Annotated in this window: 22 protein-coding genes and 1 tRNA gene; 12 read left to right on the top strand and 11 right to left on the bottom strand. The window is 66.5% G+C overall.

What is annotated here, in order from left to right:
- Positions 1–263: 263 nt before the first annotated feature.
- The 4 genes from tuf to rpsL all read right to left on the bottom strand — a co-directional run bounded on the left by tuf (position 264) and on the right by rpsL (position 4,805).
- The gene (gene tuf, locus ACU5AX_RS05195; protein WP_198352432.1) at positions 264–1,460 is read right to left on the bottom strand and encodes an elongation factor Tu; all 1,197 of its coding nucleotides are present in this window, start codon (positions 1,458–1,460) and stop codon (positions 264–266) included.
- Between the two features lie 145 nt (positions 1,461–1,605).
- A complete protein-coding gene (fusA, locus tag ACU5AX_RS05200; RefSeq protein WP_198352431.1) occupies positions 1,606–3,699 on the bottom strand; it encodes an elongation factor G in 2,094 nt (697 codons plus the stop codon).
- 103 nt (positions 3,700–3,802) lie between these two features.
- A complete protein-coding gene (rpsG, locus tag ACU5AX_RS05205; RefSeq protein WP_198352430.1) occupies positions 3,803–4,273 on the bottom strand; it encodes a 30S ribosomal protein S7 in 471 nt (156 codons plus the stop codon).
- 160 nt (positions 4,274–4,433) lie between these two features.
- Complete coding sequence (gene rpsL, locus ACU5AX_RS05210; RefSeq protein ID WP_029936467.1) at positions 4,434–4,805, bottom strand: 30S ribosomal protein S12; 372 nt, start codon at positions 4,803–4,805, stop codon at positions 4,434–4,436.
- 238 nt (positions 4,806–5,043) lie between these two features.
- Here rpsL and ACU5AX_RS05215 point away from each other — a divergent pair, with 238 nt between their 5' ends.
- From ACU5AX_RS05215 to ACU5AX_RS05230, 4 genes are all read left to right on the top strand, one after another.
- The gene (locus tag ACU5AX_RS05215) at positions 5,044–5,364 is read left to right on the top strand and encodes a hypothetical protein (protein WP_446689920.1); all 321 of its coding nucleotides are present in this window, start codon (positions 5,044–5,046) and stop codon (positions 5,362–5,364) included.
- Positions 5,337–5,729, top strand: coding sequence for a bactofilin family protein (locus ACU5AX_RS05220; protein ID WP_446689921.1), 393 nt, complete (start codon positions 5,337–5,339; stop codon positions 5,727–5,729). Before ACU5AX_RS05215 ends, ACU5AX_RS05220 begins: the two co-directional genes overlap by 28 nt.
- 57 nt (positions 5,730–5,786) lie before the next feature.
- A tRNA-Trp gene (locus tag ACU5AX_RS05225) sits at positions 5,787–5,862 on the top strand.
- Between the two features lie 147 nt (positions 5,863–6,009).
- Positions 6,010–6,153 (top strand): hypothetical protein, encoded by a 144-nt coding sequence (locus ACU5AX_RS05230; protein WP_446689922.1) that lies wholly within the window; start codon positions 6,010–6,012, stop codon positions 6,151–6,153.
- 71 nt (positions 6,154–6,224) lie between these two features.
- Here ACU5AX_RS05230 and ACU5AX_RS05235 read toward each other — a convergent pair whose 3' ends face one another.
- Positions 6,225–6,467, bottom strand: coding sequence for a hypothetical protein (locus ACU5AX_RS05235; RefSeq protein ID WP_446690499.1), 243 nt, complete (start codon positions 6,465–6,467; stop codon positions 6,225–6,227).
- On the opposite strand from ACU5AX_RS05235, the gene secE reads away from it, so the two are divergent.
- Both secE and nusG read left to right on the top strand, forming a co-directional pair.
- Positions 6,391–6,552: a preprotein translocase subunit SecE gene (gene secE / locus ACU5AX_RS05240; RefSeq protein ID WP_332837940.1), complete on the top strand. Its 162-nt coding sequence runs from the start codon at positions 6,391–6,393 to the stop codon at positions 6,550–6,552. The two genes, ACU5AX_RS05235 and secE, sit on opposite strands and share 77 nt — an antisense overlap.
- Positions 6,553–6,566: 14 nt before the next feature.
- Complete coding sequence (gene nusG / locus ACU5AX_RS05245; RefSeq protein ID WP_198352425.1) at positions 6,567–7,103, top strand: transcription termination/antitermination protein NusG; 537 nt, start codon at positions 6,567–6,569, stop codon at positions 7,101–7,103.
- A 259-nt stretch (positions 7,104–7,362) separates the two neighbouring features.
- Here nusG and ACU5AX_RS05250 read toward each other — a convergent pair whose 3' ends face one another.
- Complete coding sequence (locus tag ACU5AX_RS05250) at positions 7,363–9,672, bottom strand: S9 family peptidase (RefSeq protein ID WP_446689923.1); 2,310 nt, start codon at positions 9,670–9,672, stop codon at positions 7,363–7,365.
- Positions 9,673–9,833: 161 nt separating this feature from the next.
- On the opposite strand from ACU5AX_RS05250, the gene otsB reads away from it, so the two are divergent.
- From otsB to ACU5AX_RS05265, 3 genes are read left to right on the top strand one after another with little or no spacing between them, the layout of a single operon-like run.
- A complete protein-coding gene (gene otsB / locus ACU5AX_RS05255) occupies positions 9,834–10,580 on the top strand; it encodes a trehalose-phosphatase (protein WP_446689924.1) in 747 nt (248 codons plus the stop codon).
- The gene (locus tag ACU5AX_RS05260; protein WP_446689925.1) at positions 10,577–12,358 is read left to right on the top strand and encodes a glycoside hydrolase family 15 protein; all 1,782 of its coding nucleotides are present in this window, start codon (positions 10,577–10,579) and stop codon (positions 12,356–12,358) included. Before otsB ends, ACU5AX_RS05260 begins: the two co-directional genes overlap by 4 nt.
- The gene (locus ACU5AX_RS05265) at positions 12,340–13,749 is read left to right on the top strand and encodes an alpha,alpha-trehalose-phosphate synthase (UDP-forming) (protein WP_446689926.1); all 1,410 of its coding nucleotides are present in this window, start codon (positions 12,340–12,342) and stop codon (positions 13,747–13,749) included. The genes ACU5AX_RS05260 and ACU5AX_RS05265 overlap by 19 nt, the downstream gene beginning before the upstream one ends.
- On the opposite strand, the gene ACU5AX_RS05270 is transcribed toward ACU5AX_RS05265, so the two are convergent.
- Both ACU5AX_RS05270 and ACU5AX_RS05275 read right to left on the bottom strand, forming a co-directional pair.
- Entirely contained in the window at positions 13,700–14,791 is a 1,092-nt protein-coding gene (locus tag ACU5AX_RS05270; RefSeq protein WP_446689927.1) for a mechanosensitive ion channel family protein, read from the bottom strand. The genes ACU5AX_RS05265 and ACU5AX_RS05270 overlap by 50 nt on opposite strands.
- A gap of 374 nt (positions 14,792–15,165) precedes the next feature.
- A complete protein-coding gene (locus ACU5AX_RS05275) occupies positions 15,166–16,323 on the bottom strand; it encodes an alpha-hydroxy-acid oxidizing protein (RefSeq protein WP_446689928.1) in 1,158 nt (385 codons plus the stop codon).
- Between the two features lie 349 nt (positions 16,324–16,672).
- Here ACU5AX_RS05275 and ACU5AX_RS05280 point away from each other — a divergent pair, with 349 nt between their 5' ends.
- From ACU5AX_RS05280 to ACU5AX_RS05290, 3 genes are all read left to right on the top strand, one after another.
- The gene (locus ACU5AX_RS05280; protein WP_446689929.1) at positions 16,673–18,316 is read left to right on the top strand and encodes an inorganic phosphate transporter; all 1,644 of its coding nucleotides are present in this window, start codon (positions 16,673–16,675) and stop codon (positions 18,314–18,316) included.
- 120 nt (positions 18,317–18,436) lie between these two features.
- Positions 18,437–19,357, top strand: coding sequence for a UDP-2,3-diacylglucosamine diphosphatase (locus ACU5AX_RS05285; RefSeq protein WP_446690470.1), 921 nt, complete (start codon positions 18,437–18,439; stop codon positions 19,355–19,357).
- Positions 19,358–19,364: 7 nt separating this feature from the next.
- Positions 19,365–20,390, top strand: a complete 1,026-nt coding sequence (locus ACU5AX_RS05290) for a glycosyltransferase family 4 protein (protein ID WP_446689930.1) — start codon at positions 19,365–19,367, stop codon at positions 20,388–20,390.
- Between the two features lie 10 nt (positions 20,391–20,400).
- Here the strand turns inward: ACU5AX_RS05290 and ACU5AX_RS05295 are convergent, their stop codons facing one another.
- The 3 genes from ACU5AX_RS05295 to ACU5AX_RS05305 form a co-directional block, all read right to left on the bottom strand.
- A complete protein-coding gene (locus ACU5AX_RS05295) occupies positions 20,401–21,120 on the bottom strand; it encodes an ATP-binding cassette domain-containing protein (RefSeq protein ID WP_446689931.1) in 720 nt (239 codons plus the stop codon).
- Positions 21,117–22,007, bottom strand: coding sequence for a hypothetical protein (locus tag ACU5AX_RS05300; RefSeq protein WP_446689932.1), 891 nt, complete (start codon positions 22,005–22,007; stop codon positions 21,117–21,119). Before ACU5AX_RS05300 ends, ACU5AX_RS05295 begins: the two co-directional genes overlap by 4 nt.
- A 253-nt stretch (positions 22,008–22,260) precedes the next feature.
- Positions 22,261–23,790 carry an efflux transporter outer membrane subunit gene (locus tag ACU5AX_RS05305; protein ID WP_446689933.1) on the bottom strand — a complete coding sequence of 510 codons (1,530 nt, stop codon included), beginning with the start codon at positions 23,788–23,790 and terminating at the stop codon, positions 22,261–22,263.
- Positions 23,791–23,793 lie beyond the last annotated feature (3 nt).

A 23,793-nucleotide genomic window follows, 5' to 3' on the forward strand; every position in this document is an offset into this window, starting at 1 on the left:
CCTACCGATGCTACTTGAGCACAACCCCGGCCGTCACCCCGACACCCGGTCCGGGGTCGGGGGCTCGTGCCGCAGGCCGCAGGCCGGCGGGATGAGATCCCGGGGCGACGCCCGGGACGACGAGAAAGAGCCGTCACTCGAAAACTGAAGGGGCGCCCTTACAGGCGCTCCTATAAAAAGGCAATCGCCCGGCACCCCTTTTTGGGGGTACCGGGCGAAAAACCTTGCGATGTCGTCGGCGCACTCGGCGCGCCGAAGACCTCTTACTTGTCGATCGAGCTCACGACGCCCGCGCCGACGGTACGACCGCCCTCACGGATGGTGAAGCGCTGGCCGACGTCCATCGCGATCGGCGCGATCAGCTTGATGCCGAGGGCGATGTTGTCGCCCGGCATCACCATCTCGGTGCCCTCGGGCAGCTCGACGGTGCCGGTCACGTCCGTGGTGCGGAAGTAGAACTGCGGACGATAGTTGGCGAAGAACGGCGTGTGACGGCCACCCTCGTCCTTCGACAGCACGTACACTTCCGACTTGAAGTCGGTGTGCGGCTTGATCGAGCCGGGCTTGCAGAGCACCTGGCCACGCTCGACCTCGTCACGAGCGACGCCACGGATCAGCGCGCCGACGTTGTCGCCGGCCTGGCCCTGGTCGAGCAGCTTGCGGAACATCTCGACGCCGGTGACGGTGGTCTTGCGGACCTCCGGGTGGATGCCGACGATCTCGACTTCCTCACCGACCTTGATGATGCCGGTCTCGACGCGGCCGGTGACGACGGTGCCGCGACCCGAGATCGAGAACACGTCTTCGATCGGCATCATGAACGGCTTGTCGAGCGGACGCTCCGGCTGCGGGATGTACTCGTCGACTGCCTTCATCAGCTCCATCACCGCGTCGGTGCCGAGCTTCTGGTTCGAACCCGACAGCGCGCAGGTCGCCGAACCCTTGATGATCGGAATGTCGTCGCCCGGGAACTCGTACGAGCTCAGCAGCTCGCGGACTTCCAGCTCGACCAGCTCGAGAATTTCCTCGTCGTCGACCAGGTCGACCTTGTTCATGAACACGACCATCGCCGGCACGCCGACCTGACGGGCGAGCAGGATGTGCTCGCGGGTCTGCGGCATCGGGCCGTCGGTCGCCGACACGACCAGGATCGCGCCGTCCATCTGGGCGGCACCGGTGATCATGTTCTTGACGTAGTCGGCGTGACCCGGGCAGTCGACGTGCGCATAGTGACGGTTCGCGGTCTCGTACTCGACGTGCGCGGTCGAGATGGTGATGCCGCGCTCACGCTCTTCCGGCGCCTTGTCGATGTTGGCGAAGTCGACCGCCGCGTTGCCGGCGACGTTTTCCGCCAGCACCTTGGTGATCGCTGCGGTCAGCGAGGTCTTGCCATGGTCGACGTGACCGATGGTGCCGATGTTCAGGTGCGGCTTGGTCCGCTCAAACTTAGCCTTAGCCATTGATTCCCTACCTTCTGGATTTCCACTTGAGCCGCACTGAGGACTCGCCGTGAAGGCGGCCCCATAGCGGCTGTTTTCACCCTTTGCCAGCCCCTCCCGACCAGACCGCCCCGGAAGGCGGCCTGAATGACGGGAGGTACCCGGCTTACGCCAGCTTCGCCTTGACCTCGTCCGCGACGTTCTGCGGCACTTCGTCATAGTGCGAGAACTGCATCGAGTAGCTGGCGCGGCCCTGGGTGAAGGAGCGCAGCGAGTTGACGTAGCCGAACATGTTGGCGAGCGGCACCATCGCGGTCACCGCCTGCGCGTTGCCGCGCGTGTCGGTGCCCTGGATCTGGCCGCGGCGGCTGTTCATGTCGCCGATCACGTCGCCGAGATAATCCTCCGGCGTCACGACCTCGACCTTCATCACCGGCTCGAGCAGCGTGATGCCGGCCTTCTGGGCCGCCTCACGCATCGCACCGCGCGCGGTGATTTCGAACGCCAGCGCCGACGAGTCGACGTCGTGATACGCGCCGTCGTACAGCGAGATCTCGAAGTCGATGATCGGGAAGCCGACCAGCGAGCCCGTAGCCGCCGTCTCGCGGAAGCCCTTCTCGATCGCCGGGATGTATTCGCGGGGGATGTTACCGCCCTTGATCTCATCCTTGAAGATGATGCCAGCGCCGCGCTCGCCCGGCGTCAGCTTCACCTTCACACGACCGAACTGGCCGGTGCCGCCCGACTGCTTCTTGTGCGTATAGTCGATGTCGACGGCCTTCTTCAGGTATTCGCGATACGCGACCTGCGGCGCACCGACGTTCGCCTCGACCTTGAACTCGCGACGCATGCGGTCGACGAGGATCTCGAGGTGGAGCTCGCCCATCCCCTTGATGATCGTCTGGCCCGATTCGTGGTCGGTCGACACGCGGAACGAGGGGTCCTCGGCAGCCAGGCGGTTGAGCGCGATGCCCATCTTCTCCTGGTCGGCCTTGGTCTTCGGCTCCACCGACAGCTCGATCACCGGCTCCGGGAATTCCATCCGCTCAAGGATGATCGGATGCGCCGGATCGCACAAAGTGTCGCCGGTCGTCGTCTCCTTGAGACCCGCGAGCGCGACGATGTCGCCGGCACGCGCCTCTTCGATGTCCTCACGCGAGTTCGCGTGCATGAGGAGCATGCGGCCGATCTTTTCCTTCTTGTCCTTCACCGAGTTCAGGTAGCTGCCCTTGGTGAGCACGCCCGAATAGATGCGGGCGAAGGTGAGCGAACCGACGAACGGGTCGTTCATGATCTTGAACGCCAGCGCCGAGAAGGGCGCAGTGTCCGACGAGGGGCGCTCGTCCGGCGTCTCGCCGTCGAGCTTGACGCCCTTGATCGCCGGCACGTCGAGCGGGCTCGGCAGATAGTCGACGACGGCGTCGAGCAGCGGCTGCACGCCCTTGTTCTTGAACGCCGAACCGCAGACGACCGGCACGAACGCCATGTTGAGCGTGCCCTTGCGGAGCAGCGCCTTCAGCGTCTTGGCGTCGGGCTCGTTGCCCTCGAGATACGCCTCCATCGCCTCGTCGTCCTGCTCGACGGCGAGCTCGATCAGGTCGTTGCGATACTTCGCCGCCTTCTCGGCCATGTCGTCGGGGATCGGCTGATATTCGAACTTCGCGCCGAGCGACTCTTCGAGCCAGATGATCGCGCGGTTCTCGACCAGGTCGACGAGACCCTTGAAGCCGCCCTCGATGCCGATCGGCAGATACAGCACGGCCGGCTTCGCGCCCAGGCGGTCGATGATCGACTGCACGCAGAAGTAGAAGTCGGCACCGGTGCGGTCGAGCTTGTTGACGAAGCACATCCGCGGCACGCCGTACTTGTCGGCCTGACGCCACACGGTCTCCGACTGCGGCTCGACGCCGGCGACGCCGTCGAAGCAGGCGACCGCGCCGTCCAGCACGCGCAGCGAGCGCTCGACTTCGATCGTGAAGTCGACGTGGCCCGGCGTGTCGATGATGTTGATCAGATGCTCGGGGCCCTTGCCCTCTTCGGCCTTCCACTTGCAGGTGGTGGCCGCCGAGGTGATCGTGATCCCGCGCTCCTGCTCCTGCTCCATCCAGTCCATCGTCGCAGTGCCTTCGTGCACTTCGCCGATCTTGTAGGACTTGCCGGTGTAATAGAGGATGCGCTCGGTCGTCGTGGTCTTGCCGGCGTCGATGTGCGCCATGATGCCGATATTGCGGTAGAGTTCGAGCGGATGGCTGCGGGCCATGATCGGGCTTCCTTAGCGATGTGGGGAGCTCAGCACTCGGCCGGCTCCCCACGATATAGGTCAGATTGAGGACGCTTCCAAGACAGGCCGCGTCCGCAATGGATTACCAGCGATAGTGCGAGAAAGCGCGGTTCGCTTCCGCCATGCGGTGGGTGTCTTCGCGCTTCTTCACCGCGTTGCCGCGGTTGTTCGAGGCATCGAGCAGCTCGCCCGACAGGCGCGCCGACATCGTGTTCTCGCTGCGGGCACGAGCCGCGGCGATCAGCCAGCGGATCGCCAGCGCCTGCGCACGCTCCGGACGTACTTCGACGGGGACCTGGTAGGTCGCACCGCCGACGCGGCGGCTGCGGACCTCGATGCCCGGCTTGATGTTGTTCAGCGCGTCGTGGAACACGCCGATCGGCTCGCGCTTCGCGCGGGTCTCGACGGTTTCGAGCGCACCATAGACGATCGATTCGGCGGTGGACTTCTTGCCGTCCAGCATCACCGAATTCATGAACTTGGAGAGAACCTCATCCCCGAACTTGGGATCAGGCAGGATGACCCGCTTTTCGGGACGACGACGACGCGCCATTTGGAATTCCTTCTAACCAGCTCCCCCATCCGTCATCCCGGCGAATGCCGGGACCCATGGACGCGATGGAGGTCGTTGTTGCACGCGACCCCGGTCGAGGTCGCTCCGAGCCGCACGAGATCCCGGCCTTCGCCGGGATGACGTGAGGCATCGCCTCACATCACTTCGGCCGCTTGGCGCCGTACTTCGAACGCGACTGGCGACGGTCCTTGACGCCCTGCGTATCGAGCACGCCGCGCAGCACGTGGTAGCGCACGCCCGGAAGGTCGCGCACACGGCCGCCGCGGATCAGCACCACCGAGTGCTCCTGCAGGTTGTGGCCTTCGCCCGGGATGTAGCTGATCACTTCGCGCTGGTTGGTCAGGCGGACCTTGGCCACCTTGCGCAGCGCCGAGTTCGGCTTCTTCGGGGTCGTCGTGTACACACGGGTGCAGACGCCGCGCTTCTGCGGGTTCTGCTCCATCGCAGGGACCTTGGACTTGGCCTTCTGCGGTTCGCGGCCCTTGCGGACCAGCTGGTTGATCGTCGGCATGAAGCCTTCACCTCTTGATAGGGTTACTTTGCTGGAGCCATCACAGCACTTCGGAATACAAAAAGGGGCGAAGGCCACGCGCTAGCGCTGCCCCGACCCACACATCTTGCATCCAGCAATGTTCAAGCTTGTCCGCCACTTTCGGGCAGCGGACGCGCGGCCCTATACGTCGCGGGCGGACGATCGTCAACGGGCGGGCTTAACCGCGCCGCAACCGACGACGGCTATGGCCGGAACGATGCCGACGCTCATCCGCCTAATGCGCACCGCCGCTCCGCACCGCCGCCGCCAGACCGGCACGGCGCTGCTGGTCCTGCTGGTCGCCGTGACCGGCACCGACTGGGTCGCCGGCTGCGCGGCCGCGGTGCAGGCGATCGCGATGATCGCGGCGATCCGCTCCTACCCGCTGAGCCGCCCGCCCGTCGCGGCGAACGACAACCTGCGGCTGCCGCGCGGCCTGCAGCCGCCCTCCCCGCTCGCGGCGGCGATGGCGCGTTGCTATAATGATTGGGACGACGGGTGGAGGGACCAATGTTCGGCGGCAGCAAGGTTGAGGTAAGGCGCGAGCGCACCAGCGGACTTTCCGTGATCGGCGCCGACATGACGATTCGCGGCGACATCACCACCGAGGGCGATCTTCACGTCGACGGGCTGGTCGAGGGCGACATCAACTGCGGCTCGCTGATCCAGGGCGGCAGCGGCCGCATCGTCGGCACGCTGCGGGCCCGTGAAGCACGCATCGCCGGCGCGATCGAGGGCACGATCCATGCCGAGCGGCTGACGATCGAAGGCGGCGCCCGCATCACGGGTGACAGCCACTATCACATGCTGACGATCGCCACCGGCGCGCAGGTCGACGGGCGGATGACGCCGGAAGGCTCCGCGGCGGAGGCGCCGCTGCGGCTGGTCGACGCAACCGGCTGAGGCGGCAACGACACGCTTGCCCTCGCCGATCCGACCGGCTAGAGGCCCCGCCACCGCAGGAGTGTAGCTCAGTTGGTAGAGCATCGGTCTCCAAAACCGAGGGCCGTGGGTTCGAGTCCCTCCACTCCTGCCAACATCCTTCCCCCCGATGCTATGGATGGGCCGCATCCCCGCCCTTGATCCACATGCACGACGACATCACCGAAAATGACTCAATTGTCATTTTGAGTGTGAATGGGGAGTGACGACGCCGTGCGGCGTCACTATCGCCGAGGCCGCTATGGATGAAAGCACGCGTTACCTGATTGTCTACACCATCGTGGCGATATTGCTGGTGATCGGTGTCCCGTCATCGGTCGTCATCCTGCGCCGCCGCCGCCGGGAGAAGCTGCGGCGACGGGGCATCAAGACCTACGGGCATTGATCCGCCGGCCCTGATCAACCGCGACGACGATCGGACGACCCACCGCCTCCCACGCTCTTGCCTTCACGGCATCACGCCGCTATCTGCCTGATCCCATCCGACAGCGAGGACGGGCAAACGCCGGTTCCCTTCACGGGAAGCGGCGGAAAAGCCATGTCCTTCAGATCGGTATTTTCTGATTCCAGCGGGCTTCGAAAAACAGTGGCGAAGACGACCCCTATCGAATTCATCCGACAGGTGCAGGCCGAGACCAAGAAGGTCGTGTGGCCGACCCGGCGCGAAACGATCATGACGGGCGTCATGGTGGTCATCATGACGACCATCCTCGCGCTGTTCTTCCTGGGCGTCGATTCGGTGTTCAACGCCATCGTCCAGGCGCTGCTGAAGCTCGCGAAGTAAAAGGGCCTCATTACATGGCGCGCTGGTACATCATTCACGCCTATTCCGGCTTCGAGGGCAAGGTCCGCGACGCCATCATGGCCGAGGCGACCCGCCTGGGCCTCGAGCAGCTGGTCGAGCAGATCGAGGTGCCGACCGAGACCGTCACCGAGGCGCGTCGCGGCAAGAAGATCGCCGTCGAGCGCAAGTTCATGCCGGGCTACGTGCTCGCCAAGCTCAGCATGAACGACGACGTCTACCACCTCGTCAAGAACACCCCCAAGGTGACCGGCTTCCTGGGCTCGCAGGGCAAGCCGCAGGCGATCAGCGAGGCGGAAGCCGCGCGGATGCTCAATTCCAAGGAGGAAGCCGCCGCCGCGCCGAAGACCAAGGTCAAGGTCGATTACGAGATCGGCGACGCGGTCAAGGTGCTGGAAGGTCCCTTCGCCAGCTTCAACGGCGTGGTCGAGGAACTCGATTTCGACAAGTCGAAGGTCAAGGTCAGCGTCTCGATCTTCGGCCGCGCGACGCCGGTCGAGCTCGACTTCGAGCAGGTCGAACGCTCGAAGTAAGCGGATCCTTTGCGGATATGAAACAGGCCGGCGGGGCGACCCGACCGGCCTTTTTCGTATCCGCTGTCCTACAAGGTTTCAGCGCCGTAGAAGGATCGAGGCATCGCGACCGGGCGACGCCCCGCTCTTTCTCATCGTGCCATCACATCGCCGCGGCACAGAAGGCAATGACGCGTGCAGGCGTCAATTCTGTCAAGACTCGCGATATCGTCCTTGTTTCGCAACGGGATCGCGCCGCCCAGACGGGAGCGCATCCCCCTCACCGCGCGCCCGCCGGCAAATTGGTCTCCAGATAGCGCGTCAGCAGATTGTACAGATGCACGCTCGTCCCCGGCTTTTCGTAGATGCCGTGCGTGCGATCCGGATAGGCCATCATCGAAAACGGCTTGCCGGCGGCGATCAGGGCATCGGCCATCTGCTCCATGTTCTGATAGTGGACGTTGTCGTCGCCGGTGCCGTGGACCATCAGCAGATTGCCCCTGAGCCCCGACGCATAGGTGATGGGCGAGCCCTTGCGAAAGCCGTCCACATTGTCCTCCGGCAGCCCCATGTAGCGTTCCTGATAGATGGAATCGTACAGCTTCTGGTCGGCGACGCCCGCCACCGCGATGCCGGTGGAATAGAGGTCGGGGAAGCGGAACATCGAATGGAGCGTGGTCGAGCCGCCGCCGCTCCACCCCCAGATGCCGACCCGCGCCGGGTCGATATAGGGACGCGTCGCGAGCATCTTACGCACGCCGGCGGCGATATCCTCCGGGCCGATGATGCCGATCCGCCGATAGATCGTCTTGCGCCATTCGCGCCCGCGCGGGCTTGCGACGCCGCGGGGATCGATGCTGGCGACCAGATAGCCGTGTTCGGCCAGCATCCGATGCCAAAGCGCGCCGCGGCCGCCCCAGCGATCCGCCACCGTCTGGCCGGCGGGTTCGCCATAGACCTGGAACAGGATCGGATAGCGTTTGCTGGGATCGAAATTGGCGGGCTTGATCAACCAGGCGTCGAGCTGTGTCCCGCCACCGATATCGACCCGGAAGAATTCAGTAGGCGGCAACGGCCCCTGGCTGACGACGTCCTGGAACGCCTGGTTGCGCGCCAGCACCCGCAGCGACGTGCCGGTGGTCATGTCGAGCAGGTCGGTGACGGGCGCGCGGTCGAAGCTGGAATAGGTATGACGCGCCCAATGCGCGCCGGGCGCCAGATCGTAGCCGTGCGTCCCGGCCAGCCCCTCTGGCGTGACCCGCTCGACGCGGGGCGTGCCGGTCAGCGTCGCGCGATACAGATAGCGCTGCGTCGGATTGTCAGGCGAGGCGATGAAATAGGCATAGCCGCCCTTCTCGTCGACCTGCAGCAGGTCGATGACGTCGTAATTGCCCGGCGTGCGCAGGTCCGATTTCTTGCCGTCGCGCGAGACGAGATAGAGATGGCGCCAGCCGTCACGCTCGCTCATCCAGGTGAAGCCACGGTCGTTGGCCAGCCACTGGACCTGGTCGTTCGCCTCGACCCAGGCCTTGTCACGCTCGACGAACAGGGGGGCGACGGCGCCGGTGGCGGGATCGCCGCTCAGCACCTGATAGGTGTTCTGCAACCGGTTGGCATATTGGATGAGCACGCGGCCCGACTTGCCCGCCCAGCCCATTTGCGGCACGTAATTCTGGCGCGGATCGCCCTGCAGCCTGAACCAGCGTGTCTCGCCGCTGCCGACGTCGACGGTGCCGACCTGCACCGCCGAATTGGTCGTCCCCGCCTTGGGATATTGCAGCGGGATCACCTTGGAATATTGGCCGTCGGTGTTCTTGACCATGTAGAAGGTGCCGACCCCCGACGTGTCGAACCGCCAGAAGGCGATGCGTCGTGAATCCGGGCTCCAGCTCCACGCCTTGCGGAGGCCGAATTCTTCTTCATACACCCAGTCGCCCAGACCGTTGACGATCAGGTCGCTGCCGTCGCGAGTGAGCTGCTGCGGCGCGCCCCCGGCGACGGGTTCGACGTAGAGGTTGTTGGCGCGGACATAGGCGATGCGGGTGCCGTCCGGCGAGAATTCGGCATACATGGTCGTCGACGGCGCGACGCCGCTGCCGCCGACCCGGCGCAGCGCCTTGCTGTCGAGGTCGAGCAGCCAATAGTCGCCGAGTGCGCGCGTCCGCCGGAATGGCTGGCCGTTGGTGAAGATCAGCACCTTGCGCCGATCGGGCGAGAAGGCATAGCCCTCCACCCCGATCGGCGTGCCTCCCTTGGGCACGAGCAGCGCCGCCGGGACCAGCACGGTGCGCGCGCCGCCGGCGATCTCGTAGCGGACGATGTCGCTGCCGCCGCCGGCGCCCTTGGCGGGCTCGATCGCGATATAGCCGCGGCTATCCTCGGTCCATTCGCCGCCGTCGAAACTGTCGCCGCGGATCGCGTCCTGGCCGAAGATGCGCTCGACGGTCAGCGGCCGATACCCCTGCGACGCCGCCGCAACCGGCGCACGCCCGCGCTGGACCGGCGCCTCCGGCACCGGCGTGACCTGCGACCAGACCAGTGCCGGCGTCGCGATCGCGGCCAGGGCGGCCAGCAAAGTTATTGAACGCATCAGGCATCCCCCTCAATCATCAATTCGCCGCTGTGTTAGCGGGGCAAGCCGCAACCGTATACCGCTTCGTGCCGACAACCCCATGCATCGCGTGTCGCGGGAACCAGCGCCGCCCGATGAGGGATTGACGCGGAGCCATCCTATCGGAGACGCAGCGCCTCGTGACCGATCTACCCCCTCCCCCGCTCAACCTGCTGCGTGACGCCGCGCTGTTCCTCGACTTCGACGGCACCCTCGTCGAACTGCAGGAACGCCCCGACGCCGTGTGCGTGGATGATCGGCTCAAAGCCTTGGTCGAGCGACTGTCACGCGCGCTCGACGGCCGCGTCGCCATTATCAGCGGGCGGCCCGTCGCCGGCATCCGCGCCTTGTTCGGCGATCCCGGTTTCGCCGTTTCCGGCAGCCATGGCCTCGAACTGGCCTGGCCCGACGGCAAGGAAACGATGGCGGAACGACCCGCCGCTCTCGACCGTATTGTCGCCGAGATGACATCCTTCGCCTCTACACGCCCCGGCGTGCTCGTCGAACAAAAGCCGCTCGGTGCGGCGCTCCACTACCGATCCGCTCCGGACGCCGCCGCCGACAGCGGCGCATTGGCGCGCGACCTCGCCGCGGAAGCAGGTCTGCACCTGCAGACCGGCAAGATGATGATCGAAGTGCGCGTTCCGGGCGCCGACAAGGGCAGTGCGCTGGTCAAGCTGATGGACTCGGCGCCGATGGCGGGTTTCCGGCCGGTTTTCCTCGGCGATGACGATACCGACGAACCGGCGATGGTGGCCGCCGCCAACATGGGCGGCGCCGGCATTCTGATCGGCGCCGCCCGCGCCAGTGCCGCGGCCTATCGGCTCGACGGCGTCGCCGCGGCGCTCGACTGGTTGGAGGCCGCCGCCGCGCGGGCGCAGGCATGAGTAGCGTCGACCTCTGGCCGATCGGCAATTGCCAGGTCAGCGCCCTGATCGATCGTGCCGGCCGCTTCGTCTGGGCCTGCGTGCCGCGGGTCGATGGCGATCCGCTGTTTTCTGCATTGGTTGGCGGCAAGGAGCCGGAGGGCGGCTATTGGTCGATCGACCTCGAGGATTCGGCCAGCGTCGAGCAATATTACGTCCGCAACACGCCGATCCTGGTCAGCCTGCACACCGACACGGCCGGCAACGCGATCGAGGTAATCGACTTCTGCCCGCGCTTCTCGCGTCACGGCCGCACCTATCGCCCGGTCGCTTTTGCCCGCATCGTACGGCCGGTCGCGGGATCGCCGCGGATCCGGGTCAAGATGCGCACCACCTGCGGCTGGGGCGGCATGTGCCGCGAACAGGTCGGCGGGTCGAACCATCTGCGCGTCCTGCTCGACTCGATGGCGATGCGGCTGACCACCACCGCGCCGATCGGCATGGTCGAGGAAGAGCGGCCGTTCCGGATCGAGCGCCCCCTGCACTTCTTCCTCGGGCCTGACGAGGGCTTCGCCGGCGACCTCGCTGAAACGGTCGAGGCGATGCTCGCCCAGACCACGGCGGAGTGGCAGGAATGGGTCCGCGGCCTCGCCGTACCGCTGGAATGGCAGGACGTGGTGATCCGGTCGGCGATCACGCTGAAGCTGTGCCAGCACGAGGAGACAGGCGCGATCGTCGCGGCGCTGACCACCTCGATCCCCGAACATGCCGGGTCCGAGCGCAACTGGGATTACCGTTACTGCTGGGTACGTGACGCTTATTACACGGTGCAGGCGCTCAACCGGCTCGGGGCACTCGACGTACTGGAGGGCTATCTCGGCTATCTGCGCAACATCGTCGACAGCGCGCGGGGTGGCCATATCCAGCCGCTCTATGGCGTGCTGGGCGAGGCGACGCTGGAGGAACGGTTCGCCCCCGCCCTGCCCGGCTATCGCGGCATGGGGCCGGTCCGCGTCGGCAACCAGGCCTATGAGCAGGTCCAGCACGACGCCTATGGCCAGATCGTCTTGTGCAGCGTCCACGCCTTCTTCGACCAGCGGCTGTTCCGCCAATCCGGCCGCGAGGATTTCGAGAGCCTGGAGCGGGTCGGCGAGCGCGCGTGGAAATTCCACGACCAGCCCGACGCCGGCCTGTGGGAGCTGCGCACGCGGCAGAGCGTCCACACCTATTCGAGCGCGATGTGCTGGGCGGCCTGCGATCGGCTGGCCAACGCCGCGCAGGCCCTGGGGCTCGAGGACCGCCGCGCCTTCTGGCAGGATCGCGCCGACACGATCCGTCGCGAGATCGAGACGCGCGCCTGGCGGCCGGAGACCAACCGGATGTCGGCGACCTTCTCCGGCGACGACCTCGATGCCAGCCTGATCCAGCTGCTCGACCTCAGGTTCTTCCAACCCAACGATCCGCGCTTCATCGGCACGCTGGAGGCAGTCGAGAAGGGCCTGCGCCGCGGCAGCCACATGCTACGCTACGACACGGAGGACGATTTCGGCCTGCCGGAGACGGCGTTCAACGTCTGCACCTTTTGGCTGATCGAGGCGCTGCACTTCACCGGCCGGTCGGAGGACGCGCGCGCGTTGTTCGACGAGATGCTCGCACGCCGCACCGCAGCGGGCTTGCTGTCCGAGGACATTGATCCAAGTAGCGGCGAATTGTGGGGAAATTACCCACAGACCTATTCGCTGGTCGGCATGATCAACTGCGCCGCCCTGTTGTCGAAACCATGGAGTTCGATCCGCTGAACCGTCTCGTCATCATTTCGAATCGTGTATCTGCACCTACTGGCTCACATTCCGGGTCGCAGGGCGGGCTCGCCGTCGCGCTCACCTCTGCCTTGCGCGAATATAAGGGGATCTGGTTCGGCTGGTCGGGCGAGCAGACCGAGGAATATTCCGGCCAGATCACCTTCGCCCGCAACGAGGGTGTGACCACCGCCACGGTCGACCTGGAAGAACAGGATGTCGAGGAATATTACAACGGCTACGCCAATCGCACGCTGTGGCCGCTGTTCCATTATCGCGTCGACCTGGCGGAATATGAGCGCGAGTTCGCCGGCGGCTACCAGCGGGTCAACGTCCGCTTCGCCGAGACGGTCCGCCCCTTGATCGAGGAAGGCGACGCGGTCTGGATCCAGGACTATCACATGTTCCCGCTCGGCGAGGAACTGCGCAAGCTGGGCCTCAAGAACCGCATCGGCTTCTTCCTGCACATTCCCTGGCCGCCGCGCCGTCTGCTGTCGATCCTGCCCGAGGCGGAGGCGCTGGTGCGCACCATGTTCGCCTATGACGTGATCGGCTTCCACACCGAAGAATGGCTGAGCTCGTTCGTCGACTATGCCTGTCACGAGCTTGGCGCCATACTCGACGGCGACACGCTGCGGCTTGGTGAGCGGCATGTGAAGGTGATGGCGGTACCCATCGGCATCGACGCCGAGGAATTCGCCGGCCTTGCCACCAGCACGCGCGGCCGCCTCGCCTTCCGGCAGATGCGCGACAGCGCGGTCGGGCGCGACATGATCGTCGGCGTCGACCGGCTCGACTATTCCAAGGGGCTGGAAGAGCGGTTCCTCGGCTACGAACGCTTCCTCACCGAACATCCCGAAGAGCGGAAGGAGGTCTTCCTTCTTCAGATCGCGCCGCCCAGCCGGGCGACCGTCGGCAGCTACCAGCGCATCCGTACCAGCCTGGAAGGCATCGCGGGGCGGATCAACGGCGCCTATTCCGACATCGACTGGACGCCGATCCGCTACGTCAACCAAGGCTATCCGCGCGACGTCCTGGCCGGCATCTACCGCGCCGCCAAGATCGGCCTGGTCACGCCGTTGCGCGACGGCATGAACCTCGTCGCGAAGGAATATGTCGCCGCGCAGAACCCGGAGGATCCCGGTGTGCTGATCCTGTCGCGCTTCGCCGGGGCGGCGTGCCAGCTGACCGACGCGGTGCTGATCAACCCCTATTCGGCCGAGGAGATGGCCGATGCGATCATGCTGGCGCTGCGCATGCCGCGCGAGGAGCGTATCGAGCGCTGGCAGAAGATGATGGCGGTGATCAACCGCGAGGATATCGGCTGGTGGCGCCGTACCTTCACCGAGGCGCTGATGCAGGTGCCGTTGCCGGAGACGGAGCCGGCATAAGCCGCGTCTTCGGCAGCGCCTCCGGCATGTCGGTGCGGATGAAGGCATAAAGCGCCTCGCGCACCTCGCAACGCAGGTCGAAGGCCGTCGAGGCATCCTTAGCGGTCATCAACCCACGCAACTCCATCGTTCCGTCGGGCTTCGAGTCGGTGACCTGCAGGTTGTAGAAGCGGCCATCCCAGCGCGGCGATGCGCGCACCACCTCCTCCAGCTTCTCCCGGAGCCGCGGCACGTCGGCGGCGGGATCGACGTACCAGAAGACCGAGCCGAGCAACGCGCTGGTTTCCCGCGTCCAGTTCTGGAAGCTGTTCTCGAGGAACTTCGACACCGGCACGACAAGGCGGCGGTCGTCCCAGATGCGCACCACGACATAGGTCAGGCGGATGTCCTCGATCCGCCCCCATTCGTTGTCGATGATGACGACGTCGTCGATGCGGATCGGTTCAGTGAAGGCCATCTGGATGCCGGCGATGACGTTCTTCAGCGCGGGTTGCGCGGCGGCGCCGATCGCGAGGCCCGCGACGCCGGCGGAGGCGGCGAGCGTGACGCCGATCGTGCGCACCGACGGGATGCTCATCAGCATCATCATCGCGGTCAGCATGACCAGCACGAACACGCCGATACGGTGCAGGATCGAAATCCGCGTCCGCCGCCGCCTCGCGCGCAGATTGTCGGGGCCGCTGATGTCGAAGCGCACCTCGCTGATGTCGCGATAGGCGGTCAGCGCCGCGAGCAGCATCCAGCCGAACAGGCCCGGCGCGGCGATGCCGAGGAGGCGCTGCCAGACCGTCTCCCAGAAACGCGGCAAGTCGAGCGTCGGGGTCGCCGCGGCCATCGCAAGCCCGACCAGCAGCCAGAAGCTCGGCCGCCGCAGCCGGAGGACGAGAATGTCATCGGCCTTGGTCGCCGTCCGCCCCGCGATCCGTTTCAGGATGGCGAACAGCAGGCGATGCAGCAGCACCACCAGCACGACGAGGCCGACAAGGCCGAGCAGCCGGGTGGCCCAGCCGGGCAGATCGAGATCGGCATAGGGGATGCGCATCGCGCGCTAACACGCATCAGTCGGCGAAAGGGTCCGACCGTCACCCCTCGGCACGCGAGTCTTGACAGATTTGACGCCTGAACGTTGCGTCTTCTGCCTCTCCGGCTTTTCGGTTATTGCGCGATGAGAAAGAGCATAGATGGAACGAGTCCCCGCCCATCGTTCCGACCAGAGCACAGATCGCGAACGATATACGCGTGCCGAAGCTTGTAGGACAGGATCTTCGTCCTCCCCTGCAAGGGAGGTTGCAGGTCACAGCCCGGCTGAGGAAGTATTGCCTGTCGCGACATTGCCACGCCCCTGCTCGAGTAGGGACACCCCCCTCCACCCGCCACGCTAATCCCCTTCCCCTTGCAGGGGAGGATTTGGGGGCTCTATACCCGCTGCGCGCCGGCCTCGCGCACCGCGGCCAATGTCGGGTAGCCGTTGACCGCCATCAGCAGGTCCGCCTCCGCCAGCAGGCAGCGCAGGACGTGCGCGGCACCGTCCACACCGCCGAGTGCGAGGCCGTAGCTGTACGGACGCCCCACCCCGACCATGCGCGCACCGAGCGCGATGGCCTTGATGACGTCGGTGCCCGAACGCACACCCGAGTCGAACAGCACCGGTAGGTCGCCAGCTGCCGCGACGACATCCGGCAGCAGGTCGATCGCGGCGATCCCGCCATTCGCCTGGCGGCCGCCGTGGTTCGAGCAGTAGATCGCGTCGATCCCGACATCGGCGGCGCGGCGCGCGTCGTCGGGGTGACAGATGCCCTTGAGCACGATCGGCAGGCTGGTCAGCGACCGCAACCAGCCGAGATCGTCCCAGGTCAGTACCTTACCGAAGAGGCGTGTCCACAGCCCGACGGCCTCCGAAGGCGCGTGCGCGGGCGGCTTGCCAAGTAAGCGCTGGAAGACGGGATCGCTGAAATAATTGGTCAGTACGTGGCCGCGAAGCTGAGGGAAATTGGCGACGTTGAGGTCGCGTGGTCGCCAGCCGGTGACCCAAGTGTCGAGCGTCACGACGATCGCCTTGTAACCCGCTCCTTCCGCGCGCGAGACGAGGCTGGCGGCGAGTTCCGGATCGCGCGGCGTATAAAGCTGGAAGAAGCCGGGCGTCTGGCCCATCGCGCCCGCCACCGCTTCCAGCGGATCGTTCGACAGGGTCGAGGCGCAGAGCGGCACGCCAGTGGCGGCCGCCGCGCGCGCGGCGGCGAGATCACCGTGCCCGTCCTGCGTACACATACCGGTGACGCCGATCGGCGCCATGAACAAAGGGCTTGGCAGCGTCAGGCCGAACAGCTCGACCGACAGGTCGCGCGTGCTGCAATCGACCAGCATCCGCGGCACCATGCCCCAATGCGCGAAGGCCTCTGCGTTGCGCCGCTGGGTGGTCTCGTCGCCGCAGCCGCCCTGCACATAGCCGAGCACGCTGGGCTCCATCGCCGCGGCGGCGCGCGCCTCCAGCGTCGCGAAGTCGACGGGCCAGCGCGGCTGGATGCCTTGTAGGCCCGCGCCGTAGATCAAATTCTGGTAATCGCCATAGGCCATGGGCGCCTCTCCTTGGATCGTTTTCGGTGAGGGTAAGCCGGCTGGGGGTGCGGTTGAAGCGGTATATGTAGGGGTTTGTCGCGCGCCCTCCGGCGCGCCTGCTGCGTCATCCCCGCGCAGGCGGGGATCCAAAGACGCCGACGGTGCGGCTCCATCGTTGGCGCCTGCGCATCTGGATTCCCGCCTGCGCCGGAATGACCGTAAATTTGGGGGCGCTTTCGCTTCTGCCGCTTCGACCGGGAGCATCGCCGCTGCAACCTGGATCAATGGCGTGCGTTGGGCGCGACGATGGGATAGGCCGTCACAGGTCTGTCACGAACTCGTCACATCGAGGGTGCACCGGCACGCCATGGCTACCGTCGCTTCCGCCCCGCACGAAGGATCCTCATCCTCACGCGGTCCGCATCTCGATGCGCAGTTGCATCCCGCCGGACGCTGGATCTTCCTTGCGGTGCTGGTCGGCGCGCTCGGTTATGCCGGTTTCAGCGTCATCAGCGACACCGCACAGGTCGGCGAGCAACTGGCGACCGGCGTCTTCCTGTTCCTGGGCCTGGCGCTGCTGATCGCTTTGGGCTTCGAATTCGTCAACGGCTTCCACGACACCGCCAATGCGGTGGCGACGGTGATCTATACGCATTCCCTGCCCGCGCCGATCGCGGTGGTGTGGTCAGGGTTCTTCAACTTCCTGGGCGTCGTCACCTCGTCGGGGGCGGTCGCCTATTCGATCGTCACGCTGCTGCCGGTCGATCTGATCCTGCACGTCGGATCCGCCGGCGGCTTCGCGATGATCTTTGCATTGCTGCTCGCTGCGGTGATCTGGAACCTCGCGACCTGGGCGGTCGGCCTGCCCAATTCGTCGAGCCACGCACTGATCGGATCGATCCTGGGTGTCGGCCTCGCCAACCAGCTGCTGTCGCAGGGGATCGGCGGCACGTCGGGGGTCGATTGGCACCAGGCGGAAAAGGTGCTGATCACGCTGCTGGTCAGCCCGCTGGTCGGCTTCGCCGGCGCACTGGTGCTGATCCTGGTGATGAAGCGCTTCTTCCGCGACCCCAAGCTGTATCGCGAGCCGCCCGCCGACGCGCCGCCGCCCAAAGGCATCCGTGGCCTGCTCGTTTTCACCTGCACCGCGGTCAGCTTCGCGCACGGCAGCAACGACGGACAGAAGGGCATGGGCCTGATCATGCTGATCCTGATCGGCTGCGCCCCCACCGCCTATGCGCTCAACCGCACCGTACCGTCGAGCGCCACCCCCGCTTATGTCGCGCAGGCGCGCGCGGCGGAGGCGACGTTCGCCGCACACGGCGATGCCCGGCCCGCGTCGATCGACGCGGCGCGCGCGACGATCACCAAGGGCTTGTCGACCCGTCACGTCGACAATCCCGACATCTACGGCGCCCTCGCCGCACTCTCCGCCGACGTGGGCAAGCGGATCGGCAATTACGGCGCGCTGAGCAACGTGCCGGCGGCGGCGACGCCGAACCTGCGCGCCGACATGTATCTGGTGCTCGACGCCAGCAAGCAGATCGTCGCCGACGAGGGCGCCAAGGCGCGCTTCTCCGCACGCGAACTCGAACAGATCAAGGGTTATGGCGGCAGCCTGGAACAGGGCACGCGCTACATCCCCCTGTGGGTCAAGGTGACGCTCGCGATCGCGCTCGGGCTTGGCACGATGGTCGGATGGAAGCGGATCGTCGTCACCGTCGGCGAACGTATCGGCAAGAGCCACCTTACCTATGGCATGGGCGCGTCGGCGGAATTGATGGCGGCGAGCACGATCCTGCTCGCCGACCGGCTCGGCATGCCAGTGTCGACGACGCATGTGCTGTCGTCCGGCGTCGCGGGTGCGTCGGTCGGCAATGGCGCCGGACTGCAGTGGCGCACCGTGCGCAACATGGCGATGGCATGGTTCCTGACCTTGCCCGTTGCGATGCTGCTGGCGGGCCTGCTCTACTGGGCGCTGCTGACCGGAATCCGCCTCTACGCCGGATAGGGCGGACGGCCCGGCCGCAACAAAGCCGTAACCGGAACGAGACGGCAGCGTCATACTGGACGTGCATGGGAATCGGACGGGGGAAGAGGGCCCCCGAGGGGTTCCGCCATGACCGACGCCATGTTCGACGATCGTCCCGCCACCGCCTTCGATCAGGATCAGGATCAGCTTGGGGCCGCCATCCTGGCCTTCGCGACCCAGGGCCGCCCAGCCGCGCCGAATCGCACCCCGGACAAGCCCGCGATCCAGCGCCGCCGCTACCGCACGATCTGGATCAGCGACGTCCATCTCGGCACCCGCGGCTGCAATGCGGACATGCTGATCGACTTCCTCGATCATGTCGACAGCGACATCCTCTACCTGGTCGGTGACATCGTCGACGGCTGGCAGCTGAAGAAGCGCTTCTACTGGCCGGCGGCCCACAATGACGTGGTCGGGCGGCTGCTCAAGCGGGCCAAGCGCGGCACGCAGGTCACCTACATCCCCGGCAATCACGACGAGATGTTCCGCCAGTTCGCCGGCATGAACTTCGGCGGCGTCGCGATCCGCCGCAAGGCGATCCATCGCACCGCCGATGGCCGCCGCCTGCTGGTGCTGCATGGTGACGAATTCGATGCGATCACGCTTGGCCATCGCTGGATCGCGCTGCTCGGCGACAGCGCCTATACCGCGTTAATGACGCTGAACCGCTGGACCAACGTGGTGCGGCGCAAGCTCGGCCGACCCTATTGGTCGCTGTCGAAACATGCCAAGGCGAAGGTCAAGAACGCCGTCGCCTTCATCTCCAAGTTCGAAGAGGTCGTCGCGCATGCCGCCGGCTCGCGGGGGGTCGACGGCGTGGTATGCGGGCATATCCATACCGCCGAGATCCGCCAGATCGGCGATGTCGCCTATTATAACGATGGCGACTGGGTCGAAGGCTGCACCGCACTGGTCGAGCATTTCGACGGTACGATGGAAGTGCTGCACTGGGCGGACGAGATCGAGGCACGTACCGCGGCAGATCGCGCCGCCGCCCGCAGCGTCACCCTCGCCGCCTGAACTCCCGATGCGCATCGCACTGATCACCGACGCCTGGCAGCCGCAGGTGAACGGCGTCGTCCGTACGCTGGGGGCGACGCGACGCGAACTCGAAGCGATGGGGCATGAGGTGATGGTCGTCTCGCCCGACCGGTTCACCACCCTGCCGTGCCCGACCTATCCGGAAATACGGCTGGCGCTGACCGGGCGCAGCGGCGTCGGGCGGCTGATCCGCGCCTTCGACCCCGACGCGATCCATATCTCGACGGAAGGGCCGCTGGGCCTGGCGGCGCGGCGCTGGTGCCTGGCGCGCGGATTGCGCTTCACCACCGCCTATCACACGCAATTCCCGGACTATCTGGCAGCACGCACCGGCGTCAGTGCGGAATGGTTCTGGCGCTACATCTGCTGGTTTCATCGGCCGGCGGAGGCCATTCTGACATCGACGGCGTCGGTCGACGACGTGTTGCGCGACCATGGCCTGACCCATTTGCGGCGCTGGGGCCGCGGGGTCGACCTGACGCTGTTCACGCCGGACGGGCCGCGCGATCCGGTCATGGCGACCCTGCCGGGGCCGATCCAGCTCTACGTTGGCCGGGTCGCCGTAGAAAAGAACGTCGAGGCGTTCCTTGCCACGAAGCAACCGGGCAGCAAGGTCGTGGTCGGCGACGGCCCGGCGCGCGATGCCCTGGCAGCGCGTTACCCGCAGGCGCATTTCCGCGGCGCCCTTTACGGCGAGGCGCTGGCGGCCGCCTATCGCAGCGCCGACGTCTTCGTCTTCCCCAGTCGCACCGACACCTTTGGACTGGTGATGGTCGAGGCGCTCGCCTGCGGCACGCCCGTCGCGGCCTTGCGCGCACCGGGTCCGGTGGACGTGCTGTCGGCGGACGTGGGGGCGATCGATCCGTCGCTCGACCTGGGGATCGCGGCGGCGCTGGCGAGGGACCGCACCGTCTGTGCGGATTATGCCAAGGGGTTCAGCTGGACCGCCAGTGCCACGCAATTCCTGCACGCGCTGGCACCGATCCGCTTCGTCGCGCGCATGGCGGCCTGAAACAACGGCATCATCCCCCGCGCCGGAGGCGATCGATCATCTCGCGTTCGAACTGCCGGGGGTCGTCCGCGGCTTGGCATAAAGCGGCGCGATCCAGCACCGCTGCGACACGCCCGTTCGCAAGCATCAGACCCGCGTCACACGCCCCCGCCAGCGTGCCCAAATCATGCAGCGCGGTGACGAGCGTCAGCCCGTCGTCGGCCATGCGGCGCAGCACCTGCCGAACGTCATAGGCGGCGACTGGATCGAGCCAGTTGAACGGTTCGTCGAGGACGATGCAGCGATGCCCTCCCGCGAAGGCGGCGGCGATAGCCAGACGCTGACGCATCCCCGCCGAACATTCCCCGATCCAGCGATCGAGCAGTGCCGGAATCCCGAGCGCCGCCCACAGATCCGCCAGGCGCGCCGCATCGAGCGGCGCGTCGCCGCGAGCGTAATCGAGCAGCTCCCGGCCCCGCAGCAGATCGGGCAGGCGGTCCGCCGGCGGGGCGAAGCCGATGGCACGTGCGCGGGCGGCGCGATCGTCGGTAAGATCGCGCCCGTCGATCCGGCAGGTGCCGCCCACAAACGGCAAGCGACCGCTCACCGCGCGCAGCAGGCTCGTCTTGCCCGAACCGTTCGCGCCAACGATGCCGAACCATGTTCCTGGGGCGACCGACAGGTCGATGCCGTGGACGACCCTCTGCCCCTCCCGTGCGACGATCGCCTCGGCGAGGTGAATCGCGATCATGGGATCATCCAAAGCTGGCGTGCGGCGCCTCGCGACATCCGCCAGAGGCTGATCAGCGCGACCACCGGCGCGGCGAACGGGACCATCACCGCGACCAGAGCGACGACGCCGATCAGGACGGCGACGAGCATATCCGCCTGCCGCCGGCGGTAGAGCCGATAGGCCTGGATACGCAGCGTCAGGATCAGCAACAGCACCGACGCGGTCAGCGCCGCCACGATTCCCGCGCTCAGCCCTATGGCCAACCCCGCAGCCAAGGGCGAGAGACACAGGAAGACCAAAGCCGCGGGGAGCTGCCGCCGCAGCACGGTACCTAGGCCGTGACCCGCCATCGCCATGTATCGCACGACGGCCGGATCGATGGCCGTAAGCGACGCCGCCAGCCCCAGCGTGACGACACCGGTTTCGACAAGTTGCGCGCCCGCATCGGCGGGACGGACCACCAGCAGGACGACGAGCAGGAGCGTCGCGGCAGCCAGTCCGGCAAGGGGCCGCCGCGAGAGCGAGGCGAAAGCCTGCCGCGGAGTCATGCCGCCCCCATGCCATGGCCGGACTCGATATCTCGCCACGGCCACACCGGCCGCCGCAAACCCCAGATAGGCGGGCGCCGCGGTCATCACGAGGTCCGACCGGATGACCAGCATCGCCAGTACGATCGTCAGTAGCGCGACGCCGTAGCAGCGAAGACGGTAATGAACGCGACCTATTCGATCGAGAGATAGGGCCGCCAGCACGCCATCGGCGTCGTGGAAGCGCAAGCGCTCCGCGACGAGGCGCTCCATGCCCCATGCCGCCGCACCGGCGGCTCCGATAGCGATCCACCTTGCCCGTTCGGCCGGCTGGTCGAGCAGCGCATGGCGGGCCAGCGCCAACACGAACACCAGCATCACCGCAGCGATCAGCCGATCGTGCCAGCCGCGCAAATTCGTGGCGACCGCGCGACCGAGCAGCCGCCGATCGTGATCGAACAGACGATTCGAGCCGTGTTTCTCAACCCCCATCACGGCGGAGTAGGCCGGATCGCCGCGAGCTTTTCAAGCGTCGCCAATACGAGGTCGGCGACGATCGGCCCGTGGCCGATCCTCTCTCTTGCTGCGACCCGGCCGCGTCGGGTGGGCGCACCACCCGACGTGTCTGCGATTACTGCAGCCCGCCGCCGAGCGACCGGTACAGTTCGATCAGGTTGCTGCCCCGCGCCAGCCGGGTGGTGACGAGCTGCTGCTGCGCCGTGTAGGACGTGCGCTGGGTGTCGAGCGTGTTGAGGAAGCTTTCCACGCCCGCCCGATAGCGCGCGTCGGAGAGACGCGCGGCGACCGCGGCTGCGTTGGCGCGTGCGGTTTGCGCCGAAACCTGCTCGTCAATCGTGCCTCGCTGCGCCAGCGCATCGGCGACCTCGCGGAAGGCGGTCTGCACCGTCTTCTCATAGGTGGCGACCGCCGCCTGCTGCGAGGCCTTGGCATAATCGAGATTGCCGCGCAGGCGCCCGCCGTCGAACAGCGGCACGCCGATCGACGGCGTGCCGGTGTAGGTGAAGCTGCCCCCACCGAACAGGCCGCTCAGCGCGGTGCTGATCGTGCCGAGCGTCGCGGTCAGCGAGATACGCGGGAACAACGCGGCACGCGCCGCACCGATATTGGCGTTCTGCGCGATCAGTTGATGCTCCGCCTGCAACACGTCCGGCCGGCGCAGCAAGACCTCCGATGACACGCCGGCCGGCAACGTCGGGATGGTTGCGTCACCATTCCCTAGGCTGGCGGGCAGCAGATCGGCGGTTACCGTGGTGCCGACAAGCAGGTTGAGCGCATTCTGATCCTGCGCGACGCGTGTCTTCAGCGCCGCGATGTCGTTGCGCGCGGCCTGATAATTGGTTTCCGCCTGCCGCGCCTCCAGCTCGGAAGCGACGCCGATGCGGAACTGCGCCTGGGTCAGTTCGAGCGTCTGCTGGAACGTCTTCAGCGAATCCTGCGAGATGCGCAGCTGGTCCTGATCCGACGCGAGCGTCAGCCAGGCGGTGGCGATTTCCGCGATCAGGCTGATCCGCGTCGAGCGCTGCGCCTCTTCGCTGGCGAAATATTGTTCCAGCGCGGCGCGGCTGAGGTTGCGGACTCGGCCGAACAGATCGAGTTCGAACGCCGAGAAACCGGCATTGACCGAATAGAATTGGAGATTGGACGAGGAGCTGCTTCCGACGCTGCCGCCGACCCCCGTACCGGTACCACCGGTCGTACCACCCGTGGTTCCGCCGGTGCCGGTGCCGCCCGTGCCAGTGCCACCGGTGCCCGATCCGCTCGCGGCACCTGTGGTGCTCGCCGCGCCGAACAGATTGTTGGTATAGGTGCCAGAGCCGCTGATCGTCGTGCTCGGCACCAGATCGGCGCGCTGGACGCGATATTGGGCACGAGCCTGCAACACGTTCGCCGCCGCGACGCGCAGGTCGCGGTTGTTGTCGAGGCCGAGCGCGATCACCTGTTGCAGCTTCGGATCGGTGAAGAAGCTGCGCCAGCCGATCTTGGTCACGTCGGGGGCGTCGGTCGCGGCGGCGGGATAGACGCCGCCCTGCGGCAGCGTCGCCGGCACCGCGCCCGCCGGGCGGACGTATTTCGGCGCCATGTTGCAGCCGGCGAGCGACGCGCTCGCCACCAGCGCCACGATGAGGGACTTACGGGTCATCGA

Source organism: Sphingomonas benefaciens (genome assembly GCF_052907485.1).

Excerpts from the sequence above, each read along its gene's own strand:
- tuf (WP_198352432.1), bottom strand. The coding sequence starts at position 1,460 with ATGGCTAAGGCTAAGTTTGAGCGGACCAAGCCGCACCTGAACATCGGC.
- fusA (WP_198352431.1), bottom strand. The coding sequence starts at position 3,699 with ATGGCCCGCAGCCATCCGCTCGAACTCTACCGCAATATCGGCATCATG.
- rpsG (WP_198352430.1), bottom strand. The coding sequence starts at position 4,273 with ATGGCGCGTCGTCGTCGTCCCGAAAAGCGGGTCATCCTGCCTGATCCC.
- rpsL (WP_029936467.1), bottom strand. The coding sequence starts at position 4,805 with ATGCCGACGATCAACCAGCTGGTCCGCAAGGGCCGCGAACCGCAGAAG.
- ACU5AX_RS05215 (WP_446689920.1), top strand. The coding sequence starts at position 5,044 with ATGCCGACGCTCATCCGCCTAATGCGCACCGCCGCTCCGCACCGCCGC.
- ACU5AX_RS05220 (WP_446689921.1), top strand. The coding sequence starts at position 5,337 with ATGTTCGGCGGCAGCAAGGTTGAGGTAAGGCGCGAGCGCACCAGCGGA.
- ACU5AX_RS05230 (WP_446689922.1), top strand. The coding sequence starts at position 6,010 with ATGGATGAAAGCACGCGTTACCTGATTGTCTACACCATCGTGGCGATA.
- ACU5AX_RS05235 (WP_446690499.1), bottom strand. The coding sequence starts at position 6,467 with ATGATGACCACCATGACGCCCGTCATGATCGTTTCGCGCCGGGTCGGC.
- nusG (WP_198352425.1), top strand. The coding sequence starts at position 6,567 with ATGGCGCGCTGGTACATCATTCACGCCTATTCCGGCTTCGAGGGCAAG.
- ACU5AX_RS05250 (WP_446689923.1), bottom strand. The coding sequence starts at position 9,672 with ATGCGTTCAATAACTTTGCTGGCCGCCCTGGCCGCGATCGCGACGCCG.
- ACU5AX_RS05260 (WP_446689925.1), top strand. The coding sequence starts at position 10,577 with ATGAGTAGCGTCGACCTCTGGCCGATCGGCAATTGCCAGGTCAGCGCC.
- ACU5AX_RS05265 (WP_446689926.1), top strand. The coding sequence starts at position 12,340 with ATGGAGTTCGATCCGCTGAACCGTCTCGTCATCATTTCGAATCGTGTA.
- ACU5AX_RS05270 (WP_446689927.1), bottom strand. The coding sequence starts at position 14,791 with ATGCGCATCCCCTATGCCGATCTCGATCTGCCCGGCTGGGCCACCCGG.
- ACU5AX_RS05275 (WP_446689928.1), bottom strand. The coding sequence starts at position 16,323 with ATGGCCTATGGCGATTACCAGAATTTGATCTACGGCGCGGGCCTACAA.
- ACU5AX_RS05280 (WP_446689929.1), top strand. The coding sequence starts at position 16,673 with ATGGCTACCGTCGCTTCCGCCCCGCACGAAGGATCCTCATCCTCACGC.
- ACU5AX_RS05285 (WP_446690470.1), top strand. The coding sequence starts at position 18,437 with ATGTTCGACGATCGTCCCGCCACCGCCTTCGATCAGGATCAGGATCAG.
- ACU5AX_RS05290 (WP_446689930.1), top strand. The coding sequence starts at position 19,365 with ATGCGCATCGCACTGATCACCGACGCCTGGCAGCCGCAGGTGAACGGC.
- ACU5AX_RS05295 (WP_446689931.1), bottom strand. The coding sequence starts at position 21,120 with ATGATCGCGATTCACCTCGCCGAGGCGATCGTCGCACGGGAGGGGCAG.
- ACU5AX_RS05300 (WP_446689932.1), bottom strand. The coding sequence starts at position 22,007 with ATGCTGGTGTTCGTGTTGGCGCTGGCCCGCCATGCGCTGCTCGACCAG.
- ACU5AX_RS05305 (WP_446689933.1), bottom strand. The coding sequence starts at position 23,790 with ATGACCCGTAAGTCCCTCATCGTGGCGCTGGTGGCGAGCGCGTCGCTC.